This is a genomic window from Citrobacter sp. CK202, assembly GCF_030333225.1.
In the GTDB taxonomy this organism is placed as follows: Bacteria; Pseudomonadota; Gammaproteobacteria; order Enterobacterales; family Enterobacteriaceae; genus Citrobacter_B; species Citrobacter_B koseri.
Map to the genome: position 1 here is coordinate 193,823 of NZ_JAOWGI010000015.1, position 20,419 is coordinate 214,241.

The window sequence follows — 20,419 nt, forward strand, 5'->3', positions numbered from 1 at the left end:
AATGGCAGCTAAAGACGTAAAATTCGGTAACGACGCTCGTGTGAAAATGCTGCGCGGCGTAAACGTACTGGCAGACGCAGTGAAAGTGACCCTCGGTCCGAAAGGCCGTAACGTGGTTCTGGATAAATCTTTCGGTGCGCCGACCATCACGAAAGATGGTGTTTCCGTAGCGCGTGAAATCGAGCTGGAAGACAAGTTCGAAAACATGGGCGCGCAGATGGTGAAAGAAGTTGCCTCTAAAGCGAACGACGCGGCAGGCGACGGCACCACCACCGCGACCGTACTGGCTCAGTCCATCATCACTGAAGGTCTGAAAGCCGTTGCTGCGGGCATGAACCCGATGGATCTGAAACGTGGTATCGACAAAGCGGTTGCTGCTGCGGTTGAAGAACTGAAAACCCTGTCCGTACCGTGCTCTGATTCTAAAGCCATTGCTCAGGTTGGTACTATCTCCGCTAACTCCGACGAAACCGTAGGTAAACTGATCGCTGAAGCGATGGACAAAGTCGGTAAAGAAGGCGTGATCACCGTTGAAGACGGTACTGGTTTGCAGGATGAGCTGGACGTGGTTGAAGGTATGCAGTTCGACCGTGGCTACCTGTCTCCTTACTTCATCAACAAGCCGGAAACTGGCGCAGTAGAACTGGAAAGCCCGTTCATCCTGCTGGCTGATAAGAAAATCTCTAACATCCGCGAAATGCTGCCGGTTCTGGAAGCCGTTGCGAAAGCAGGCAAACCGCTGCTGATCATCGCTGAAGATGTGGAAGGCGAAGCGCTGGCTACGCTGGTGGTTAACACCATGCGCGGCATCGTGAAAGTGGCGGCGGTTAAAGCGCCGGGCTTCGGTGATCGTCGTAAAGCGATGCTGCAAGATATCGCAACCCTGACCGGTGGTACCGTTATCTCTGAAGAGATCGGTATGGAGCTGGAAAAATCTACCCTGGAAGACCTGGGTCAGGCAAAACGCGTTGTGATCAACAAAGACACCACCACCATCATTGATGGCGTGGGTGAAGAGTCTGCGATCCAGGGCCGTGTCACTCAGATCCGTCAGCAGATCGAAGAAGCCACTTCCGATTACGACCGTGAAAAACTGCAAGAGCGCGTAGCGAAACTGGCAGGCGGTGTTGCGGTTATCAAAGTTGGCGCTGCGACCGAAGTTGAAATGAAAGAGAAAAAAGCACGCGTTGAAGATGCCCTGCACGCGACCCGTGCTGCGGTTGAAGAAGGCGTAGTTGCCGGTGGTGGCGTTGCGCTGATTCGCGTCGCGTCTAAAATTGCGGAACTCAAAGGCCAGAACGAAGACCAGAACGTGGGTATCAAAGTTGCGCTGCGCGCAATGGAATCCCCGCTGCGTCAGATCGTGCTGAATTGCGGCGAAGAACCGTCTGTTGTGGCTAACACCGTTAAAAGCGGCGACGGCAACTACGGTTACAACGCAGCAACCGAAGAATACGGCAACATGATCGATATGGGTATCCTGGACCCGACCAAAGTAACCCGTTCTGCTTTGCAGTACGCGGCATCCGTGGCTGGTCTGATGATCACTACCGAGTGCATGGTAACTGACCTGCCGAAAGGCGATGCTCCTGACTTAGGCGCAGCCGGCGGCATGGGCGGTATGGGTGGAATGGGCGGCATGATGTAATTGCCACACCCTGCATCCTTCAGGCCGCAGATGCGTTGGCTGCGTTTGCTAACCCCAGTCACTTACTTGAGTAAGCTTCTGGGGATTAACAAACTGGCCGCCTCCCTGCAACCAGAATGATTTGGGGGCTCATCTCCCAGAATTTAGAAACCCCCGGGCAGAAATGTTCGGGGGTTTTTCTTTTGGTCATCTTTTTAGTATAAGATTCAGACATGGACGACGTGAGTGGCGTCCAGCTCATTGATTATGGGGAATAACATGCACGTAAAATATTTAGCAGGGATCGTCGGTGCTGCGCTGCTGATGGCGGGTTGTAGCTCCAGCAACCAACTGACCGCTGCCGGGCAAAGTGTGCGTTTTGTGGAAGACAAGCCTGGCGCAGAGTGCCAGTTGATCGGCACTGCGACCGGTAAGCAAAGCAACTGGCTTTCTGGTCAGCACGGTGAAGAGGGCGGCTCTATGCGTGGTGCAGCGAACGACCTGCGTAACCAGGCTGCGGCAATGGGCGGAAATGTGATTTATGGCGTCAGCAGCCCAACGCAGGGAATGTTGTCCAGCTTTGTCCCGACCGCCAGTGAAATGAACGGTCAGGTTTATAAGTGCCCTAACTGATTACACTTCATTCTTCAACCTGCCTCTTTGTTGGCTGCGCTGTGAAACCCCAGTCACATAGTTATCTGTGCTGCTGGGGATTTCTTCGCTTGCCGCTGCGATGCAGGTTGAATGATTTTGTGTAATACAGTGGTCTATACAGGCGCATGTGGTCGTAGGCCGGATAAGCGCAGCGCCATCAGGCGTTTTTCGCTTTCTCAACCGACTGAACGCGTAAATGATGCAACGCGCGCAGGCACTGCTCCTGAGTGAGTTTGTGCGTCTTATCAGCGGTTAGCGTTCTGACAAACACCTGGCACGGTTTCCCGGCCAGCTTCTTCAGCCGTGGGCTGAAATCAAGCAGTCGGCGTGAAATGGCCTCTGCCTCTTTGCTGCCAGAAGGGGTGCGGTTTTTCACCACGGCGCCGCTAAAATGTGTTTTACCTGTCTCATCGGTATAACGATAGAGCACCGCCAGATAATGGCTGAAGAGATTGTGCTTCCATTCAGGTTGCGCGTAGGCGTCATATTCCAGATTACCGTTATCCAGACAGTCGGCATCATATAATGGCAGAAAATCCAGTAGTGATGTAATACGCAGCACCAGCTCACGCATACCGGCATTATCTATAGCGCGAATAATTGCGCGCACCAGAACGTCAATCTGTAATTCATTAATTATCAGCTCGCATGTTTTACCGTCATGCAGCGTAAAAGAAAGCATGACGTTTTCGCTCTGGTCGTCTACCAGCGTTAATGTATTCACCCGGCGATTAATATCTGCGTTTTTGAGTTCCTCTTCCTGAATGGTCGGAATACTCTCAAGCATTTTTTTACTGACTCTATCCCGTGCTTTTTCATATTGTTGGCGAGCGTTGGGGGACAGGTGATGCTTCTGGTGCAGCCGGCTTTCCAGAGCGATCAGCAGATCTCTTAATTCCAGCGCCGTCAGGAAAAACAACGACTCCTTATTCCTCGGTTCTTTTATTTTTAATGCCAGCGCAATAAACTCATTCGCTTTGCGAATAACGCCTGTATTAACGCCTTTGATACTCATCGCCATAAAGGTTCTCCCTAACCAATTATTAATCAGGTAACTTAATTTGAATCAATATATAATTTTGAAATATATTCAGTGTGTTATGTTATTAAAATAACATAATATGGAAAGCGTCGCGCTATATGAACGGATTCAAATAAGCGATTTTAAGGGCGAGTGTCCGAAACCGGACACTCGTTTGAACAATTATTGCTGGCGTAACTGCAAATCTAATGGTGTTTTGCTCGGCTCCCCGCCAATTTCACGCGCCAGTCTGGGCACCATATAACCGGATACCCGCGTCAGCAGTTCACGCATAATTTGCCGCGCTTCATCGTCGCTCACCATGAAATGCGCTGCGCCCTGAACTTTATCCAGCACATGCAGGTAGTAGGGCATGACGCCGGCGTCAAACAGCGCATTGCTGAGGTTTGCCAGCGTTTGCGCGTTATCGTTCACCCCGCGTAGCAGTACGCTCTGGTTGAGCAGGGTAACGCCCGCGTTGCGCAGCGTCGTCATGGCCTGACGGAACGTGTCGTCAATTTCGTTGGCGTGGTTGATGTGGTTCACCAGCAGAATTTGCAGAGAAGAGCGCGCAAAGCGGGCTGCCAGCCCATCCGTAATGCGCGCGGGGATCACGATCGGCAAACGACTGTGGATACGCAGCCGTTTGATGTGCGGGATCGTTTCCAGTTGCGTAAGCAACCAGTCCAGTTCGTGATCTTTCGCCATCAAAGGATCGCCGCCGGAGAAGATGATCTCATCCAGCTCAGGGTGTGCGGCGATGTAGTCCAGCGCGACCTGCCAGTTGCGTTTGTTGCCCTGATTATCCGCATACGGGAAGTGGCGACGGAAGCAGTAGCGGCAATTTACCGCGCATCCGCCTTTTACCAGCAGCAACGCGCGGTTGCGGTATTTGTGCAGTAATCCGGGCACGACGCTGTGCTGCTCTTCCAGCGGGTCGGTGGAAAAACCGGGGGCGGTTACGAATTCGTCCTGCGAGGTAAATACTTGACGCAGAAGCGGATCGTTGGGATTGCCTTTTTCCATACGCGCGATGAAAGATCGCGGTACGCGCAGGGCGAACAGGCGTTTGGCGTCGCGTCCGGCCAACAGTTTTTCATCTGCGTCTATATTCAAAAGATGCAGTAGTTCATCGGGATTGGTCACAACATCGGCAAGTTGCGCTAACCAATCTTCTCTGGATGGGGTATTTAGGGTTACAATATGCGCCATTTTGTGGCTTAGCTACCAGTTAACAATTTTCAGAGGGCCTTATGGCAACGTACTATAGCAACGATTTTCGTGCTGGTCTTAAAATCATGTTGGACGGCGAACCTTATGCGGTTGAAGCCAGTGAATTCGTTAAACCGGGTAAAGGCCAGGCATTCGCACGCGTTAAACTGCGCCGCCTGCTGACCGGCACTCGTGTAGAGAAAACCTTCAAATCCACCGACTCTGCTGAAGGTGCTGATGTTGTCGATATGAACCTGACTTACCTGTACAACGACGGTGAGTTCTGGCACTTCATGAACAACGAAACGTTCGAACAACTGTCTGCTGACGCCAAAGCGATCGGCGACAGCGCGAAATGGCTGCTGGATCAGGCTGAGTGCATCGTGACCCTGTGGAACGGCCAGCCGATCACCGTGACCCCGCCGAACTTTGTTGAACTGGAAATCGTAGATACCGATCCAGGCCTGAAAGGCGATACCGCAGGTACTGGCGGCAAACCGGCTACGCTGTCTACTGGCGCAGTGGTTAAAGTTCCGCTGTTCGTCCAGATTGGCGAAGTGATCAAAGTGGATACGCGCTCTGGCGAATACGTATCCCGCGTTAAATAAGACGCTGACATTAAGATTGATGACAACGTCTGAAATGCCCGATGGCGCAAGTTTATCGGGTCTACGGCGACTGCGTGACGCATGGGTATTACCGCCATCCGGTAAAACAGACGTGGAGTTTGTCAGCAATTTGCTAAGTTGAATTTATGGTGCGGCATTGAGCTGCGCCATACCTTTTCCAGGGCAGGAATGATGAAACGTCTTATCAGTCTTGTAGCACTCATTCTTTTCACCGGCGCGTTGCTGACGGGGTGTAATACCGCGCGTGGCTTTGGTGAAGACATCAAACATCTCGGCAATTCTATCTCTCACGCTGCCAGCTAATTACTTCCAGGTGTCTTAAAAAATCGTCGAACGCCCGTCACATTGCGGGATCTTGTCTATGCTTAAGTGGCTATACACAAACAACATTGGCTAGAAAAGGAAGACGTTATGGTTAAGAAAACAATTGCAGCGATCTTTTCTGTTTTGGTGCTTTCTTCCGTGCTAACTGCGTGTAATACAACACGCGGCGTTGGGCAGGATATCTCTGAAGGCGGCAGCGCCATTTCAGGCGCCGCGACCAGAGCCCAGCAATAAATGTGAACGGTACGGCGTGGCGTCGTACCGTTAATTGATTTGCTCCGGTAAGGATAAAAACGGCGAGTAGCGATTATCCATATGCAATTTCATGCGGATATTGCGTTTGTAGGTGTAGACCGTTTTGCCGTGAATACCGAGCGCAGCCGCGATTGCGTTGTTTCCCGCACCTTCCATCCACATTGTCAGCACCTTTTCCTCCTGCGGCGTAAGCAGCGGCGTGGCGGTTTTTGGCGTGTCAGTAACAGACTGGGCAAGCAGCACGTCCTGAATATTCCGCGATAGCTCATGCAGCGTGGCCTGTTTCGATACTACGGCATGGACCTGATACAGCGGGTCGCTATCGGCCTGGTACTGTCCGCCGCCTGATTGCAGCAAAATTAAAGGTGTGGCTCCGCAGGCCATCAGGAGCGGCTCTGCTGGCTTAAAAGAGTGGCTGTAGTTGAAAAAACTATATAAGTCAGCGATAACCAGATGAGGTTTCCACTGGGAAATATGCTCTTTTGCCAGTAGCAAGTTATTCAACCCTGATACCAGGAACGAAGAATCAAATAAGCCAGAATGATTAAGCCAGGCCTCTATCCCCGTGCGGGTGAAATGGCAGCGGTCAATCACTAAAATTTTTAACATAAACTTTCCGCATCCAGAAGTAGGCGATGGCTTCCTGACTTCAGAAAGCGTCTCATCATAGAGAAGTCCGATGAGCGTCGAATGCGTGAACTGCGCTGCGAATTGCGCCCAATTCATGCTTTTGCAACGGCGGAAAATAAAAGGGTTGAATTTGATTTTTTCGCAGGCAAAAATGCTTTCTCACACCTCTGCTTTGCAGGACGACCTGCAAATGTATCTTTCACCGGGGACGGCCCCATTTTTCTGGAGCCAGATATGTCCTGGATAATTTTGTTCATTGCGGGTCTGCTTGAAGTCGTTTGGGCGGTCGGCCTGAAATATACTCACGGATTCAGTCGCCTGACGCCCAGCGTCATTACCATTGCGGCGATGATTGTCAGTATGGCGCTGTTGTCATGGGCGATGAAAACCTTACCGGTTGGCACGGCATACGCGGTCTGGACGGGCATCGGCGCGGTAGGGGCTGCCATCACCGGCATTTTGCTGCTTGGCGAATCCGCCAGTCCTGCGCGTCTGGCGAGCCTTGCGCTGATCGTAGCGGGGATTATTGGGCTGAAGCTCAGCGCTCACTAATCCTCCGGGAAAAGCGTTAAGCGCCGGGTTGTTTTACCCAGATTAATTTACTGACATCAAACCCTTCCCGGGTCGCGACGGCCAGCATCTGCTGCTTCATCTCTTCAGAGAGTGTCGGCGTGCGTGAGAGTATCCACAGGTAGTCGCGATCCGGGCCGCACACCAGCGCATGGCGGTACTCTCTGTCGATCGCAATGACGTTATACCCGCCGTAGAAGGGGCCGAAGAACGATACCTTCAGCGCGGCGCGGCTGGGGTCGCCCGTAAACCAGGCTTTCCCTTCTGTTTTCTGCCACATGCCCCTGTCCGGGTTGTAGCCTTTGTTGAGGACGTTCAGGCCACCGTCATCCCGCAGACTGTAGGTTGTCGTCACTTTTTCAAGACCGCTTTCAAAGCGGTGATCGAAACGCGCGATTTCATACCAGGTGCCCATGTAGCGTCTGGCATCAAAGTCAGTGACAACGGTAACGCCCCTGGGCGGGACAGGCGTGCTACACGCAACGACCAGAAACGCAGCGGTAACGGCGGCAACGACAGGCAGCAGGCGCATGGGATTTTCCTTAGCGGTTTTTTCTAAGTGTAGAACCTGGCGGGAAAAATAAGGGAGAAGGGGAAATAAAAAAGCGCCCTCTTATCGCGCAGATAAGAGGGCGTATGGCTTAGATTGTGAGGATGCCGATTGCCGTGACAACGGTCAGAATCGCCGCCAGACCGTAGAATACCCATTTTCCGCTTGGCACATGGATTTTCAGGTCATGCATCGCATGGTGCATACGGTGTAAACCGCACCACAGCGGCAGGACGATCATCAGGAACAGGAACGCGCGGCCAATGAAGCTCTGGGCGAACGCCAGTACGCGTTCATAGCTCAGCGCATCGCCCGGGAAAAGTCCCAGCGGCAGCAGAATACCCACCAACAGAACCATTACCGGCGCAATAATCGCGCCCCACATACCACCTGCACCGAACAGGCCCCAGAATACGGGTTCGTCAGAGCGTTTTGGATTTGGATTAATCATCCCGGACTCCTTACCAGTACAGGGCAACATACAGTATGACTACGGTGACAACCGCAGTAACAACCCAGAGACCTTTAATGATCGGCTCTGGCCCCATTTTTTCGTCTTTAACAATGATGTTGGCGGCTTTTGGCGCCAGCTCAAACCAGGTTTTGGTGTGCAGCAAGGCTGCCGCCAGGGCGATCAGGTTTAAGATCACCACTACCGGGTTTTGCAGGAAGCCAACGAAGCCCATCCAGGATTCCGCGCCATGTTTGAGGGCAAACAGGCCGAAAATCAGTTCAATGCTGAACCAGACTGCCGGAACCGCCGTGCCTTCGCGCAGCATGTAAAAGCGATAAAACGGCAGTTTTTTCCACCAGGTGGACGTCATTGGCCGCACATAGGCTTTGCGTTTAGTCGTCATGTTGCACTCCTTAGCGTGGTTTCAGGGTGGCGATAAGAAAGTCTTTCGAACTTTCTACTTTACCCTGCTGAATGGCCGCAGCCGGATCGACGTGTTTCGGACAGACTTCGGAGCAGTAGCCCACGAAGGTACAGGTCCATACGCCGTTCTGACCGTTTAACTGCGCCATACGCTCCTTCTTACCGTGGTCGCGGCTGTCTTCGTTATAACGATGCGCCAGCGTGATCGCAGCCGGGCCGATGAACTCAGGGTTCAGGCCGAATTGCGGGCACGCGGCGTAGCACAGACCACAGTTGATGCAACCGGAGAACTGGTGATACTTCGCCATCTGCGCCGGGGTCTGGGTGTTTGGCCCCTGATCCGGCGTACGCGGGTTGCCGATGATGTACGGCTTGATCGCTTCCAGGCTCTCGATAAAGTGCGTCATATCGACGACCAGATCGCGTTCGATCGGGAAGTTCCCCAGGGCTTCAACCTTCATACCCTTGGTGTAATCACGCAGGAAGGTTTTGCACGCCAGTTTTGGCACGTTGTTGACCATCATGCCGCAAGAACCGCAGATCGCCATACGGCAGGACCAGCGGTAGCTCAGGTCCGGCGCCAGGTTATCTTTGATGTAGCCTAACGCATCCAGCAGCGACGTCGCTTCATCGTAAGGCACTTCGTAGAAAGCACTGTGCGGCGCGGTGTCGGTTTCCGGGTTATAGCGCACCACCTCAATTTTCAGGTTTTTCATCTCAGCCATTACGCCTTCTCCTTCTTATCGGCGGCTTCCGCTTCAGCGCCATACACACGTTTTGCCGGTGGCAGAGTGGTGATTTTCACGTCGCTGTATTCCAGGCGAGTTGTGCCATCAACATCGCGGAAGGCGAGGGTATGTTTGAGGAAGTTGACGTCGTCACGCTCGGTGCAGCCTTCGTCCAGACGCTGGTGAGCGCCGCGTGATTCTTTACGTGCCAGCGCGGAGTGCGCCATACATTCCGCTACGTTCAGACCATGACCCAGCTCGATGGTGTACAGCAGGTCGGTGTTGAATACGCTGGAGGTATCGGTGATACGAACACGCTTGAAGCGTTCCTGCAACTCCGCCAGCTTATCCACGGTTTTCTGCATGAGTTCCGGCGTACGGTAGATACCGCAACCTTCTTCCATCGACAGGCCCATTTCATCGCGGATTTTCGCCCAGTTCTCGTTGCCTTCCTGGTTAACGAGGTCTTTCAGACGTTGTTCAACGCCCGCAACCTGCGCATCAAGCGCGGCGTCGTTAGCCGTGCCTGCGGTTGAGGCGCGTTCCATTGCTTGTTCGCCCGCCAGACGGCCAAAGACCACCAGTTCCGCCAGAGAGTTAGAACCCAGACGGTTAGCGCCGTGCAGACCCACAGAGGAGCACTCGCCAACGGCAAACAGACCTTTAATGCGGGTTTCGCAATTCTGATCGGTTTCGATGCCGCCCATGGTGTAGTGCGCGGTCGGACGAACCGGAATCGGCTCTTTAACCGGATCGACACCCACGTAGGCTTTCGCCAGTTCGCAGATGAACGGTAAACGTTCGAGCAGTTTTTTCTCGCCCAGATGACGCAGGTCGAGGTAAACCACATCGCCACGCGGCGTGGAAATGGTGTTGCCTTTGCGCCATTCGTGCCAGAACGCCTGAGACACTTTGTCTCGCGGCCCCAGTTCCATGTATTTGTTTTTCGGCTCGCCAAGCGGCGTTTCCGGGCCCATGCCGTAATCCTGCAAATAGCGGTAGCCGTTTTTGTTGACCAGAATACCGCCTTCACCACGGCAGCCTTCGGTCATCAGGATACCGGAACCCGGCAGACCGGTCGGGTGATACTGAACGAATTCCATATCGCGCAGCGGTACGCCGTGGCCCAGCGCCATGCCCATACCGTCGCCGGTCACGATGCCGCCGTTGGTGTTGTAGCGATACACGCGGCCTGCGCCGCCGGTAGCCATCACCACCGCGTTGGCGCGGATCTGCACAAGCGTGCCTTCCATCATGTTCATGGCCACGAGGCCACGGGCATGACCGTCATCGACCAGGATATCCAGGACGAAGTGTTCATCAAAGCGTTGGATTTGTGGGAACTGCAAAGAGGTCTGGAACAGGGTATGCAGCATATGGAAGCCGGTTTTATCCGCGGCAAACCAGGTACGCTCAATTTTCATACCGCCGAAACGACGTACGTTGACGCTGCCGTCCGGGCGACGGCTCCACGGGCAACCCCATTGCTCAAGTTGCGTCATTTCAGTTGGACAATGGTGGACAAAGTAATCCACGACATCCTGTTCACACAGCCAGTCTCCGCCCGCTACCGTATCGTGGAAATGGTAGTCAAAGCTGTCATGATCCTGGGCGACAGCGGCTGAACCCCCTTCGGCAGCAACGGTGTGGCTGCGCATCGGGTACACTTTTGAGATCAGTGCGATTTTAGCGTTAGGATTCGCCTGCGCGGCAGCTATTGCAGCACGTAATCCCGCGCCACCGGCGCCTATAATGGCAAGATCGGCTTGAAAGGTTTGCACGACATTCCTCCAGATTGTTGTTATTTCGTCCCCGTACACCATCAGATTGAACTCCTGATTGATGCGGGTTGCGAACGCGTTTCCACTGCTCCTTTATAGGTACAACAGTATAGTCTTACGGATGTGAGGGAAATTTGACGTGTTCGATTTTTTTAGCGCATCAACGGGTCGATTTATCATTGATTCTGATTAATTTAATTACTAAACCACCTGGCTTCACTTTTTTTACTTTTCCGGCGGAGCGCATTATTCCCGCACAAAATTTGTTTCACTGGCGTGTTACGAGTAGACTTCGTGCCCTTGTCTTAAATCGGAGAAAGTACCATGAGCGAAACGGCAACCTGGCAGCCGAGCGCGTCCATTCCTAACCTGTTAAAACGTGCGGCAATTATGACGGAGATCCGTCGTTTCTTTGCCGATCGTGGAGTGCTGGAGGTTGAGACGCCCTGCATGAGCCAGGCGACGGTAACGGACATTCATCTGTTCCCGTTCGAAACGCGTTTCGTCGGCCCTGGCCACTCTCAGGGCATGAACCTTTATCTGATGACCAGCCCGGAATACCACATGAAACGCCTGCTGGTGGCGGGATGCGGCCCGGTTTTCCAGCTGTGCCGTAGCTTTCGCAACGAAGAGATGGGGCGTCATCACAACCCGGAATTCACCATGCTGGAGTGGTATCGTCCCCACTACGACATGTACCGTTTGATGAACGAAGTGGACGACCTGCTGCAACAGGTGCTGGAATGTCAACCTGCGGAGAGTCTTTCTTACCAGCAGGTGTTTCAGCGCCATCTGGAGATTGATCCGCTGTCTGCGGATAAAACTCAACTGCGTGAAGCGGCGGCGAAGCTGGATTTAAGCAATATCGCGGATACCGAAGAAGATCGCGATACGCTGCTGCAACTGCTGTTTACTATGGGCGTGGAACCGCACATTGGCAAAGAGAAGCCGACGTTTGTGTACCATTTTCCGGCAAGCCAGGCATCGCTGGCGCAAATCAGCACTGAAGACCATCGGGTGGCTGAACGCTTCGAGGTTTACTTCAAAGGTATTGAGCTGGCGAATGGTTTCCACGAACTGACGGATGCGCGCGAGCAGCAACAACGCTTCGAGCAGGATAACCGTAAGCGCGCCGCGCGAGGCTTACCGCAGCAGCCTATCGATAACAACCTGCTGGAGGCGCTGAAGGTGGGGATGCCTGACTGTTCCGGCGTGGCGCTGGGCGTGGATCGTCTGGTGATGCTGGCGCTGGGGGCGGAAAGCCTCGCTGAGGTTATCGCTTTTACCGTTGATCGGGCATAAATCTGAAAACCCCTCTTTTGCGAAACAAAATGGCGCAATGAGCGCCATTTTGTAGCACATTTTTTCAATTCCCCTCTTATAGCCACAATATAAGTCTGGATGTTTGATACCATTCAGGTATCAATTCTGTGTTGATTTTTATTGCTGACCTCTGCAAGGGGGCAGTGCAAACCGGTGAGCGCCGTTTAGCCAACGTGCCCAGAGTAAGGGATGGTTTCATGAACCAGACAATAAAGAAGATGAGCCTGGCTGGCCTCATCCTGATGATATTTACGTCCGTTTTTGGTTTTGCCAATAGCCCGTCGGCGTTTTATTTAATGGGGTATAGCGCGATCCCGTGGTATATCTTTTCTGCATTATTATTCTTTATTCCATTTGCCTTAATGATGGCTGAAATGGGTTCTGCTTATCGAAAAGAAGAGGGCGGAATCTATTCGTGGATGAATAATAGCGTTGGCCCGCGTTATGCGTTTATCGGCACTTTTATGTGGTTCTCCTCCTATGTTATCTGGATGGTGAGTACTGCGGCGAAAGTCTGGGTGCCTTTCTCTACGTTCTTGTTTGGTGCAGATATGACGCAGCACTGGCGGATCGCCGGGCTTGAACCGACGCAGGTTGTTGGTCTGCTCGCCGTCGGCTGGATGATTCTGGTGACCTGTATCGCATCAAAGGGAATTAATAAAATTGCGCGTATTACGGCAGTAGGGGGGATTGCCGTGATGTGTCTTAATTTAGTTTTGTTGTTAGTGAGTGTCGCTATTTTGTTATTAAATGGTGGGCATTTTGCGGAAAATATTAATTTTGTCTCCTCGCCCAATCCCGGATATCAATCCGGCCTGGCCATGCTCTCATTTGTTGTTTTCGCTATTTTTGCCTACGGCGGAATTGAAGCGGTAGGCGGCCTGGTGGATAAAACAGAAAAGCCGGAAAAGAACTTTGCGAAAGGAATTGTTTTTGCGGCAATTGTTATTTCCGTTGGTTATTCGCTGGCGATATTTTTATGGGGCGTTAGCACCAACTGGCAACAGGTATTAAGTAATGGCTCCGTTAACCTCGGAAATATCACCTATATTCTGATGAAAAGCCTAGGGATGACGTTGGGTAACGCGCTGCATCTGTCGCCGGAAGCGGCAATGGCGACCGGCGTCTGGTTTGCGCGTATCACTGGCCTCTCCATGTTCCTTGCCTATACCGGCGCGTTCTTTACGCTGAGCTACTCGCCATTGAAGGCCATTATCCAGGGAACGCCAAAAGCGCTGTGGCCTGCGCCGATGACGACGCTGAACGCGGCAGGTATGCCAGCCACCGCAATGTGGATGCAGTGTCTGCTGGTGAGTCTGTTTATTCTGCTGGTCTCTTTTGGCGGTGATACCGCGTCGGCGTTCTACAACAAACTGACGCTGATGGCGAACGTGTCGATGACGTTGCCGTACCTGTTCCTCGCGCTGGCCTTCCCGTTCTTTAAGTCTCGCGAAGGCCTGGAACGGCCATTTGTGATCTTCAAAACCCATGTTTCAACGATGCTGGCAACGGGCGTGGTCGTGCTGGTGGTGACGTTTGCGAATGTGTTTACCATCATTCAGCCGGTGATTGAAGCCGGGGACTGGAATAGCACGCTGTGGATGACCGGTGGCCCGATATTCTTCTCGCTGTTAGCGATGGCGATTTATCAGAACTACAGCCGCCGGATGGCAAACCAGCCCCAGTGGGCGGTGGAGTAATCTTTTTGCCGTTACCCGGCCTACGCGTTCATTGCTGTTCTGTAGGCCGGATAAGGCGAAGCCGCCATCCGGCATTATTACGGCTTACAAACTTCCCGCCGGGCGACTTTTCCTGGCGGCGGATGTCAGCGTTCTTCCAGTCTGCCTGCCATTCAGGCTTTCCAGGCGCATCTGGAACGGCGGGAATGGCATATCGATACCGTGCTCATGGAAGCCCGCCAGAATCAACTGGTGGATTTCATGGCGCAACGGCATACGGTGCCCCATCTCTGCGGCATAGATACGCAGTTCGAAGATCTGAATCCCCTGTTGCAGGTCAACCAGGAATACTTCCGGCGCCGGGTTGTCGATCACCAGTGAACAGCGGTGCGCCGCAGTCAGCAGAATTTGCGTCACCTCTTCGCTATTAGCGTCTGACGGCGCCGGGATGGTCAGCACCACACGCGTTACCGAATCCGACAGCGACCAGTTGATAAACTGCTCGGTGATGAACGCTTTGTTCGGCACGATAATCTCTTTACGGTCCCAGTCGCTGATGGTGGTGGCGCGGGTGTTGATTTTGGTCACGCTGCCGGTAAGGTCGCGAATGGTCACCGTATCGCCAATACGAATCGGCTTTTCGAACAGGATGATTAAGCCGGAAATAAAGTTGGCGAAGATCTCCTGTAAACCAAAGCCCAGACCGACACCGAGCGCGGCGACCAGCCATTGTAACTTCGACCATTCAATGCCAATCATCGAGAAACCGACCAGCCCGCCAATCAGCATCAACAGATACTTGGTGATGGTGGTGATGGCGTAGCCGGTGCCGGGCGTCAGATCCAGATGCTGCAAGAGCGCCAGCTCCAGCAGTGCGGGCAGGTTACGCACCAGTTGCGTGGTGATGATAAACACCAGGATCGCAATCAACACCGCGCCCAGCGTAATCGGCTCCAGACTTTCAACCCCTTGCACCGTGGAGGTGACATCCCACAGCGAGATATTCTCCAGGAAGCCAAAGGCGGAATGGATTTCCGACCACAGCACAATGACCGACAGCAGGGCGATAAGCATCAGGATAGAACGTACCAGGCGCAGCGACTGGGCGCTGATGGCGTCGAGATCCACTTCGCTTTCATCCACTTCGACGGCCCCTTCGAGGCTGGTGGAGTGGGCGGGTTCTTCTTCGCCGCGCGCACGTTGCGCCAGCATTTCGGCCCGGCGATGCTTAGCGCGATCGAACGCCAGACGGCGACGCTGAATCAGCATCCAGCGGCGAATGACGTGATAGATAACCAGCAGCAGGAACCAGATGGCAACGGAGGTCTCCAGTCGCGCCAGCAGCGCCTGCGCGGTGGCCAGATAGCCGACAGCGGCCGCAAGGATCGCAATGAGCGGCGCGCCCATCAGCAGGTTCCAGAGCATACTGTTGACCATATTGTCGCCGCTGCCCTCTTTATCGAGGTACAGCGGGATACCGGCGCGCTTCAGACTCAGCGTGACAATCGCGAGCGCGCCGCAAATCAGGATGAAGCAGAGACGCCCCAGCGACGCGGAGAACTCCCGATCGTTAAGATTATCAAACATAATCAGCGCCATAATGAGCGGGACAATCAGCCCGATGCTCATCAGGTAATAGCGCATGGCGCGCGCGACACGGTTTCGGGGCCAGCCAAAATGCGCCACAAACAGACCGTTAGGGCGGGCAAAGGTGGCGCAAATCATGACGACCCACAGCAGCGGAACCGTTGCTGTCACCCCGTCGCCGATGGCGACGGCCAGAGGATAAGGCCATGCCTCCTGCAACCCATAGCCCAGCGTGGCCCACAGTACGGGCAGCGGGGAGGCGACCAGAATAGACCAGAACACGGTGCGCAGCGTCAGCCAGAAGTGATCCTGCGTGACTTTCCCGACGCGGGAGGATGAACGCTCCAGAAAACGGGTGAAATGTTTGCGCGAATAGAGACTAAAACCAACCAGCACCAGCGCGCCAAACAGCGGCAGCAACGTCTCCTTGCTGGTAAGCATCATGATGCTGGCTTTGCCGAGCTGATTGAACGTATCCAGTGAGATCAGTCGACGCAGATCCTGAACGAGGCTGATAGGCCACGAGAGCGACATCGGACTCACGTCAGACGTCCAGAACAGGTAACGGTGAGTGGCTTCGTTGACCTCTTTCAGCGCGTCTTCCAGTTGACTATTGGACACTTTCAGCTTGGTGAGTTCGAGGATCAGCGTATCACCGCCCTGCAACAGTGAATTCAGCAGCTCGCGTTGGGTACGCAGTTGGGCGTCAAGAATGCGGCTCTGCTCAGAGGTCAGCGTTTGACCGTCGGCCTGGCGAATCTGACGCAGTTGCGGTTGTTTGTTGAGCAGATCTTCGTAGCGCATACGGTGTACGCGCAGCTGCGCCATTTCGGTATCTAACTGCTGCGGCTTGGGCATTTCCGGGAGACGCGATACCTGCGCGCGCAGGGCTTCCCCCAGCATATTCGATACGCCTAACCACTGCGACTGTTCCCGCAGGGTGTTCAGGGCCTGACGAACCTGTAGCGTCTGGCTGGTGGCCTGGCGTTGCTGTGAGGCCACCAGATCCATGCGTTGCGCCTGCTGGTTAAGCGCCTGCGACAGCTCGCGGTTCACCTTGAACTGTTCGATAATGCCCGGCGGCAGGTCAGCGCTGTTTTCCGCCAGCAGTTCGGTGCTTTCCAGCGCTCGCTCTGCTTCTCGTTGGCGCTGGCTGTTTAATTGATTGCGTAATGCCTGTAACCAGGCATCCAGCTGTTGGCTCTGTTTTTCCGCCAGTTCGGAGCGCATTCGCGCCAGTTCCTGACGGTTATTCGCCGAAAGCTGCGCCAGTTCCAGCTCATCAACCTGCGCTTTGAGTCTGGCGGATTCGGCCTGCATACTCAGATTTTGCGCCTGGTTGAGCGGGGAGTTGCCGCTGGCGGTGCCAATGCGCCGCTCAATCTCATTTAACTGGCGACGGGCATCCGTTTGCTGTTGTGGAAGCTGGCTTAACGAATCGGCGATTTCACGGGCGCGCTCTCGCTCCTGCTGGGCCTGACGGCTTTTATCCAGCAACTGGCTGCTGACCTGGAGGATCTCCTGGCTTAGCGCATCGGTGGACATGCCTGGCGGCACGCTGCGCGGTTCATCGCGCAAGTTATTGAGCTGTGCGCGTAGCGTCGCGGACAGCTTAGGGAAATTGTCGATGACCTGCTGATATTGTTCGGCGCGCTCAAGAGAACCTTTTCGTTCCTCAAGCGCGTTCAGCGCGGACTGGAGGGCCTCTACGGCCTCTGGCTGAGCGGGTTTTGCCGCTTTAGCCTGCTCCAGTTCCTGGGCAATCAGTTTGGCGTCGGGGGCCGTCGCAGCGTACGCCCCCAGGCTGAGGCACCAGGCCATCAGAAAAGTGATAATCAGGCGCACAGCAGCGATCCTTTATTTAACTTTCGTCTTTCTTGTCGTCAACCAGCGGGCTGGCGTCGTGTTCGGCGTTGATCTCTTCTTCCGGCAGCGGCGCGGGTTCCGCTTCAGGGGTCACGAAGAGTTCGGTAGAAACGGCCAGCGGCTGACCGATTTTGGTCACTGACAGGCTTTGCAGCTGTTCAGCCAGCGTGACTTTACCCGGCGCAAACAGGTTGATCACGGTTGAACCCAGTTTGAAACGGCCCATCTCCTGACCTTTCAACAGCGCCACGGACCCTTCGCTTTCCCCTTCCGGCCATGTCCAGCGTTTGATCACGCCTTCACGCGGCGGCGTAATGGTTCCCGCCCAGACGGTTTCGATGCTGCCGACAATGGTCGCCCCGACCAGAATTTGCGCCATTGGGCCAAACTCCGTGTCAAACAGGCAGATCACGCGTTCGTTACGGGCAAACAGGTTTGGCACGTTTTGCGCGGTCAGGTGATTCACCGAGAACAGATCGCCCGGTACGTAGATCATCTCGCGCAGGATACCGTTGCACGGCATGTGTACGCGGTGGTAGTCGCGCGGAGAGAGGTAGGTGGTGACAAACGAGCCGTTGCGGAACAGGTCCGCCATCAGGTAGTTACCTGCCAGCAGCGCTTCCAGGCTGTAGTTGTGACCTTTCGCTTGCAGGATTTTATCTTCTTCGATTTTACCTGACTGGCTGATCACGCCGTCAGCCGGCATTACCAGTACGTTTGGATCGGTATTCACCGGACGGACGTCGTCACGCAGCGGACGAACAAAGAAATCGTTAAAGGTGCGATAGCTGGCGGTATCCGGCTTCTGCGCCTCTTTCATATCGACCTTGTAGTATTTCACGAACAGATCGATAACCAGTTTGGTCAGCCAGCCCGCTCGTTTTCTCGCGCCCCAGCCCGCCAGGCGAGTGAGCCATAGTTTCGGCAGAATGTATTGTAGCGAAAGTTTAAATGAGTTTAACAAGGTAGCCTCCAGGCCATTGTTGTTCCTGAACCGGCATTGACGCCGGCATCCTGAAAAAAGGGGACGATTCTAGCGATGCTTAGCGTAGTTGTCAGTCGTCCATATCAGAAAAGTTTTTACGTGTTTTTACCTGTGCCATGCTTTCCAGAATGCGGTGATAATTTTCGAAACGGGTTTCTGCAATTTTACCGTCTTCTACCGCTTCACGGATGGCGCAACCTGGGTCGGTATCATGCTTGCAGTCGCGATATTTGCAATGGCCCAGGTAGTCATGAAATTCGACAAATCCGTGGGTGATTTGTTCCGGTTCGAGATGCCAGAGGCCAAATTCGCGTACCCCAGGGGAGTCAATCACATCGCCGCCGTGCGGGAAGTGATACAGGCGCGCGGCGGTCGTGGTGTGCTGCCCCAGACCGGAGTTATCCGACACATCATTGGTGAGGATCGCTTCCTGTAGGCCCAGAAGGGCGTTCAACAGGCTCGATTTTCCAACGCCAGACTGCCCGGCAAAGATGCTGATGCGGCCGGTTAGCGCCTCTTCTAATGGTTTGAGGCCATCTTGCGTATGGCTGGATACCATCAACACGCGATAGCCGATGCCGCGATAGATATCCATCTGCTCGTTAACGAAGTCCATCCCTTCGTCATCCAGCAGATCGATTTTATTGAGCACGATTATCGGTTCAACCTGCAACGTTTCGCAGGCCACCAGGTAGCGGTCGATAATATTGAGCGACAGCTCCGGCAAAATGGCGGAGACAATGACGATTTGGTTGATATTGGCGGCAATAGGCTTCACGCCGTCGTAGAAATCCGGGCGCGTTAGCACGGAGGTGCGTTCGTGTACGGCTTCGACGATCCCTTTGACGTTAACGCCTTCAGCCGCCGCTTTACCCGGACGCCAGACGACGCGATCGCCGGTGACCAGCGAACGGATCGTGCGACGGATGTTGCAGCGGTGAATCTCGCCATCGGCGGATTCTACGTCGGCATGCATGCCAAAGCGGCTGATGACGATACCTTCAGCGGTCTCGCCGAACAGGTTGTCATCGAAGTCTGCCTTCTCCGTGGACGTTTTTAGACGACGCTGGTGATTGGCTTTCACGCGGCGCTGTTGGCCTTTGGAGAGTTTATTTTTACTCAATCGTACTGGCTCCTGGTCGCCCGCAATGGGCAAAACATCTATGATACACGCTATTTTAGATGAATATAGTCACACTGACTGTGACCTCTGAAGGGTGGAAAATAGCATGAGTGCCAATGAAAACAACCTCATTTGGATAGATCTTGAGATGACCGGCCTGGATCCCGAGCGCGATCGCATTATTGAGATCGCGACGCTGGTGACCGATGCCAACCTGAATATCCTGGCGGAAGGGCCGACGATTGCGGTGCATCAGTCTGCTGAACAGCTGGCGTTAATGGATGACTGGAACGTGCGTACCCATACCGGAAGTGGTCTGGTGGATCGGGTAAAAGCCAGCACGTTTGACGATCGCGCCGCAGAACTGGCGACCATTGAATTTTTAAAAGAGTGGGTTCCGGCAGGTAAATCACCGATTTGTGGCAACAGCATCGGCCAGGATCGCCGTTTTCTGTTTAAGTACATGCCTGAACTGGAAGCCTATTTCCACTATCGCTATCTGGATGTGAGTACGCTGAAAGAGCTGGCGCGTCGCTGGAAGCCGGAAATCCTTGCCGGTTTTACCAAGCAGGGGACGCACCAGGCAATGGATGATATTCGCGAGTCGGTGGCGGAGCTGGCTTATTACCGCGAGAATTTTATTAAGCTGTAAACGGCGTATTTGCCGGATGGCGAAGCGAAGCGTCTTATCCGGCTTACGATTTGCCTGCCGGGTGTGCTTGCGGCGGGGTGAATTTGGCGCTAAATTGTACGCTTTGCTGATAAATTCAACACTCAGAACGAAAACGGAAAAAATTGCGTTTTAGGGGGTTGCAGCAGAAAGGATTTCTCGTATAATGCGCCTCCCGTAACGACGCAGAAATGCGAATTACGACAGCAACAAATTTAATCACAGAATTTCAGATAACAGTCTGAAAAACGAAGATTAAGCGGGAATAGCTCAGTTGGTAGAGCACGACCTTGCCAAGGTCGGGGTCGCGAGTTCGAGTCTCGTTTCC

Annotated in this window: 20 protein-coding genes; 9 read left to right on the forward strand and 11 right to left on the reverse strand. The window is 53.9% G+C overall.

Annotated features, from left to right (window positions below; genetic code table 11):
- Position 1 precedes the first annotated feature (1 nt).
- Both groL and OGX84_RS02170 read left to right on the forward strand, forming a co-directional pair.
- Complete coding sequence (groL, locus tag OGX84_RS02165; protein ID WP_012134466.1) at positions 2 to 1,648, forward strand: chaperonin GroEL; 1,647 nt, start codon at positions 2 to 4, stop codon at positions 1,646 to 1,648.
- A 258-nt stretch (positions 1,649 to 1,906) separates the two neighbouring features.
- A complete protein-coding gene (locus OGX84_RS02170; protein WP_024130803.1) occupies positions 1,907 to 2,260 on the forward strand; it encodes a DUF4156 domain-containing protein in 354 nt (117 codons plus the stop codon).
- 178 nt (positions 2,261 to 2,438) lie between these two features.
- Here OGX84_RS02170 and OGX84_RS02175 read toward each other — a convergent pair whose 3' ends face one another.
- On the reverse strand, positions 2,439 to 3,302 hold the full coding sequence (locus OGX84_RS02175; protein WP_112001322.1) for a YjeJ family protein: 864 nt from the start codon (positions 3,300 to 3,302) through the stop codon (positions 2,439 to 2,441).
- A gap of 183 nt (positions 3,303 to 3,485) precedes the next feature.
- Positions 3,486 to 4,514: an EF-P beta-lysylation protein EpmB gene (gene epmB, locus OGX84_RS02180; protein ID WP_112001321.1), complete on the reverse strand. Its 1,029-nt coding sequence runs from the start codon at positions 4,512 to 4,514 to the stop codon at positions 3,486 to 3,488.
- Positions 4,515 to 4,555: 41 nt separating this feature from the next.
- Between epmB and efp the strand changes: the two genes are divergently transcribed.
- The 3 genes from efp (at position 4,556) to ecnB (ending at position 5,701) form a co-directional block, all read left to right on the forward strand.
- Positions 4,556 to 5,122, forward strand: a complete 567-nt coding sequence (gene efp / locus OGX84_RS02185) for an elongation factor P (protein ID WP_012134461.1) — start codon at positions 4,556 to 4,558, stop codon at positions 5,120 to 5,122.
- Between the two features lie 189 nt (positions 5,123 to 5,311).
- Positions 5,312 to 5,446, forward strand: a complete 135-nt coding sequence (ecnA, locus tag OGX84_RS02190; protein ID WP_024130802.1) for a lipoprotein antitoxin entericidin A — start codon at positions 5,312 to 5,314, stop codon at positions 5,444 to 5,446.
- A 108-nt stretch (positions 5,447 to 5,554) separates the two neighbouring features.
- Positions 5,555 to 5,701 (forward strand): lipoprotein toxin entericidin B, encoded by a 147-nt coding sequence (gene ecnB / locus OGX84_RS02195; protein WP_024130801.1) that lies wholly within the window; start codon positions 5,555 to 5,557, stop codon positions 5,699 to 5,701.
- Between the two features lie 30 nt (positions 5,702 to 5,731).
- On the opposite strand, the gene OGX84_RS02200 is transcribed toward ecnB, so the two are convergent.
- On the reverse strand, positions 5,732 to 6,331 hold the full coding sequence (locus OGX84_RS02200; protein ID WP_047459490.1) for a LuxR C-terminal-related transcriptional regulator: 600 nt from the start codon (positions 6,329 to 6,331) through the stop codon (positions 5,732 to 5,734).
- Between the two features lie 255 nt (positions 6,332 to 6,586).
- Here OGX84_RS02200 and sugE point away from each other — a divergent pair, with 255 nt between their 5' ends.
- The gene (sugE, locus tag OGX84_RS02205; protein ID WP_012134457.1) at positions 6,587 to 6,904 is read left to right on the forward strand and encodes a quaternary ammonium compound efflux SMR transporter SugE; all 318 of its coding nucleotides are present in this window, start codon (positions 6,587 to 6,589) and stop codon (positions 6,902 to 6,904) included.
- A 16-nt stretch (positions 6,905 to 6,920) separates the two neighbouring features.
- Here sugE and OGX84_RS02210 read toward each other — a convergent pair whose 3' ends face one another.
- From OGX84_RS02210 to frdA, 5 genes are all read right to left on the reverse strand, one after another.
- Complete coding sequence (locus OGX84_RS02210) at positions 6,921 to 7,454, reverse strand: lipocalin family protein (protein WP_047459488.1); 534 nt, start codon at positions 7,452 to 7,454, stop codon at positions 6,921 to 6,923.
- Positions 7,455 to 7,563: 109 nt separating this feature from the next.
- Complete coding sequence (frdD, locus tag OGX84_RS02215; RefSeq protein ID WP_012134455.1) at positions 7,564 to 7,923, reverse strand: fumarate reductase subunit FrdD; 360 nt, start codon at positions 7,921 to 7,923, stop codon at positions 7,564 to 7,566.
- Between the two features lie 10 nt (positions 7,924 to 7,933).
- Entirely contained in the window at positions 7,934 to 8,329 is a 396-nt protein-coding gene (gene frdC, locus OGX84_RS02220; protein WP_012134454.1) for a fumarate reductase subunit FrdC, read from the reverse strand.
- Between the two features lie 10 nt (positions 8,330 to 8,339).
- Positions 8,340 to 9,074, reverse strand: a complete 735-nt coding sequence (gene frdB / locus OGX84_RS02225) for a fumarate reductase iron-sulfur protein (RefSeq protein ID WP_104867865.1) — start codon at positions 9,072 to 9,074, stop codon at positions 8,340 to 8,342.
- On the reverse strand, positions 9,074 to 10,858 hold the full coding sequence (frdA, locus tag OGX84_RS02230) for a fumarate reductase (quinol) flavoprotein subunit (RefSeq protein WP_286457335.1): 1,785 nt from the start codon (positions 10,856 to 10,858) through the stop codon (positions 9,074 to 9,076). The genes frdB and frdA overlap by 1 nt, the downstream gene beginning before the upstream one ends.
- 324 nt (positions 10,859 to 11,182) lie before the next feature.
- Between frdA and epmA the strand changes: the two genes are divergently transcribed.
- Together epmA and yjeM are read left to right on the forward strand one after the other, a co-directional pair.
- Positions 11,183 to 12,160: an elongation factor P--(R)-beta-lysine ligase gene (epmA, locus tag OGX84_RS02235; RefSeq protein ID WP_012134451.1), complete on the forward strand. Its 978-nt coding sequence runs from the start codon at positions 11,183 to 11,185 to the stop codon at positions 12,158 to 12,160.
- 218 nt (positions 12,161 to 12,378) lie between these two features.
- Positions 12,379 to 13,881, forward strand: a complete 1,503-nt coding sequence (gene yjeM, locus OGX84_RS02240; protein ID WP_112001320.1) for a glutamate/gamma-aminobutyrate family transporter YjeM — start codon at positions 12,379 to 12,381, stop codon at positions 13,879 to 13,881.
- Positions 13,882 to 13,965: 84 nt separating this feature from the next.
- Here yjeM and mscM read toward each other — a convergent pair whose 3' ends face one another.
- From mscM to rsgA, 3 genes are all read right to left on the reverse strand, one after another.
- Positions 13,966 to 17,292 (reverse strand): miniconductance mechanosensitive channel MscM, encoded by a 3,327-nt coding sequence (mscM, locus tag OGX84_RS02245; RefSeq protein WP_024130797.1) that lies wholly within the window; start codon positions 17,290 to 17,292, stop codon positions 13,966 to 13,968.
- Between the two features lie 16 nt (positions 17,293 to 17,308).
- A complete protein-coding gene (asd, locus tag OGX84_RS02250; protein WP_012134448.1) occupies positions 17,309 to 18,277 on the reverse strand; it encodes an archaetidylserine decarboxylase in 969 nt (322 codons plus the stop codon).
- A 91-nt stretch (positions 18,278 to 18,368) separates the two neighbouring features.
- Positions 18,369 to 19,421, reverse strand: coding sequence for a small ribosomal subunit biogenesis GTPase RsgA (gene rsgA / locus OGX84_RS02255; RefSeq protein WP_112001318.1), 1,053 nt, complete (start codon positions 19,419 to 19,421; stop codon positions 18,369 to 18,371).
- A 106-nt stretch (positions 19,422 to 19,527) separates the two neighbouring features.
- Between rsgA and orn the strand changes: the two genes are divergently transcribed.
- Positions 19,528 to 20,073, forward strand: a complete 546-nt coding sequence (gene orn, locus OGX84_RS02260; RefSeq protein ID WP_049011514.1) for an oligoribonuclease — start codon at positions 19,528 to 19,530, stop codon at positions 20,071 to 20,073.
- Positions 20,074 to 20,419 lie beyond the last annotated feature (346 nt).

What these genes read in the sequence shown, in the direction of transcription:
- groL (WP_012134466.1), top strand. Translation starts at nt 2, where the DNA reads ATGGCAGCTAAAGACGTAAAATTCGGTAACGACGCTCGTGTGAAAATG.
- OGX84_RS02170 (WP_024130803.1), top strand. Translation starts at nt 1,907, where the DNA reads ATGCACGTAAAATATTTAGCAGGGATCGTCGGTGCTGCGCTGCTGATG.
- OGX84_RS02175 (WP_112001322.1), bottom strand. Translation starts at nt 3,302, where the DNA reads ATGGCGATGAGTATCAAAGGCGTTAATACAGGCGTTATTCGCAAAGCG.
- epmB (WP_112001321.1), bottom strand. Translation starts at nt 4,514, where the DNA reads ATGGCGCATATTGTAACCCTAAATACCCCATCCAGAGAAGATTGGTTA.
- efp (WP_012134461.1), top strand. Translation starts at nt 4,556, where the DNA reads ATGGCAACGTACTATAGCAACGATTTTCGTGCTGGTCTTAAAATCATG.
- ecnA (WP_024130802.1), top strand. Translation starts at nt 5,312, where the DNA reads ATGATGAAACGTCTTATCAGTCTTGTAGCACTCATTCTTTTCACCGGC.
- ecnB (WP_024130801.1), top strand. Translation starts at nt 5,555, where the DNA reads ATGGTTAAGAAAACAATTGCAGCGATCTTTTCTGTTTTGGTGCTTTCT.
- OGX84_RS02200 (WP_047459490.1), bottom strand. Translation starts at nt 6,331, where the DNA reads ATGTTAAAAATTTTAGTGATTGACCGCTGCCATTTCACCCGCACGGGG.
- sugE (WP_012134457.1), top strand. Translation starts at nt 6,587, where the DNA reads ATGTCCTGGATAATTTTGTTCATTGCGGGTCTGCTTGAAGTCGTTTGG.
- OGX84_RS02210 (WP_047459488.1), bottom strand. Translation starts at nt 7,454, where the DNA reads ATGCGCCTGCTGCCTGTCGTTGCCGCCGTTACCGCTGCGTTTCTGGTC.
- frdD (WP_012134455.1), bottom strand. Translation starts at nt 7,923, where the DNA reads ATGATTAATCCAAATCCAAAACGCTCTGACGAACCCGTATTCTGGGGC.
- frdC (WP_012134454.1), bottom strand. Translation starts at nt 8,329, where the DNA reads ATGACGACTAAACGCAAAGCCTATGTGCGGCCAATGACGTCCACCTGG.
- frdB (WP_104867865.1), bottom strand. Translation starts at nt 9,074, where the DNA reads ATGGCTGAGATGAAAAACCTGAAAATTGAGGTGGTGCGCTATAACCCG.
- epmA (WP_012134451.1), top strand. Translation starts at nt 11,183, where the DNA reads ATGAGCGAAACGGCAACCTGGCAGCCGAGCGCGTCCATTCCTAACCTG.
- yjeM (WP_112001320.1), top strand. Translation starts at nt 12,379, where the DNA reads ATGAACCAGACAATAAAGAAGATGAGCCTGGCTGGCCTCATCCTGATG.
- orn (WP_049011514.1), top strand. Translation starts at nt 19,528, where the DNA reads ATGAGTGCCAATGAAAACAACCTCATTTGGATAGATCTTGAGATGACC.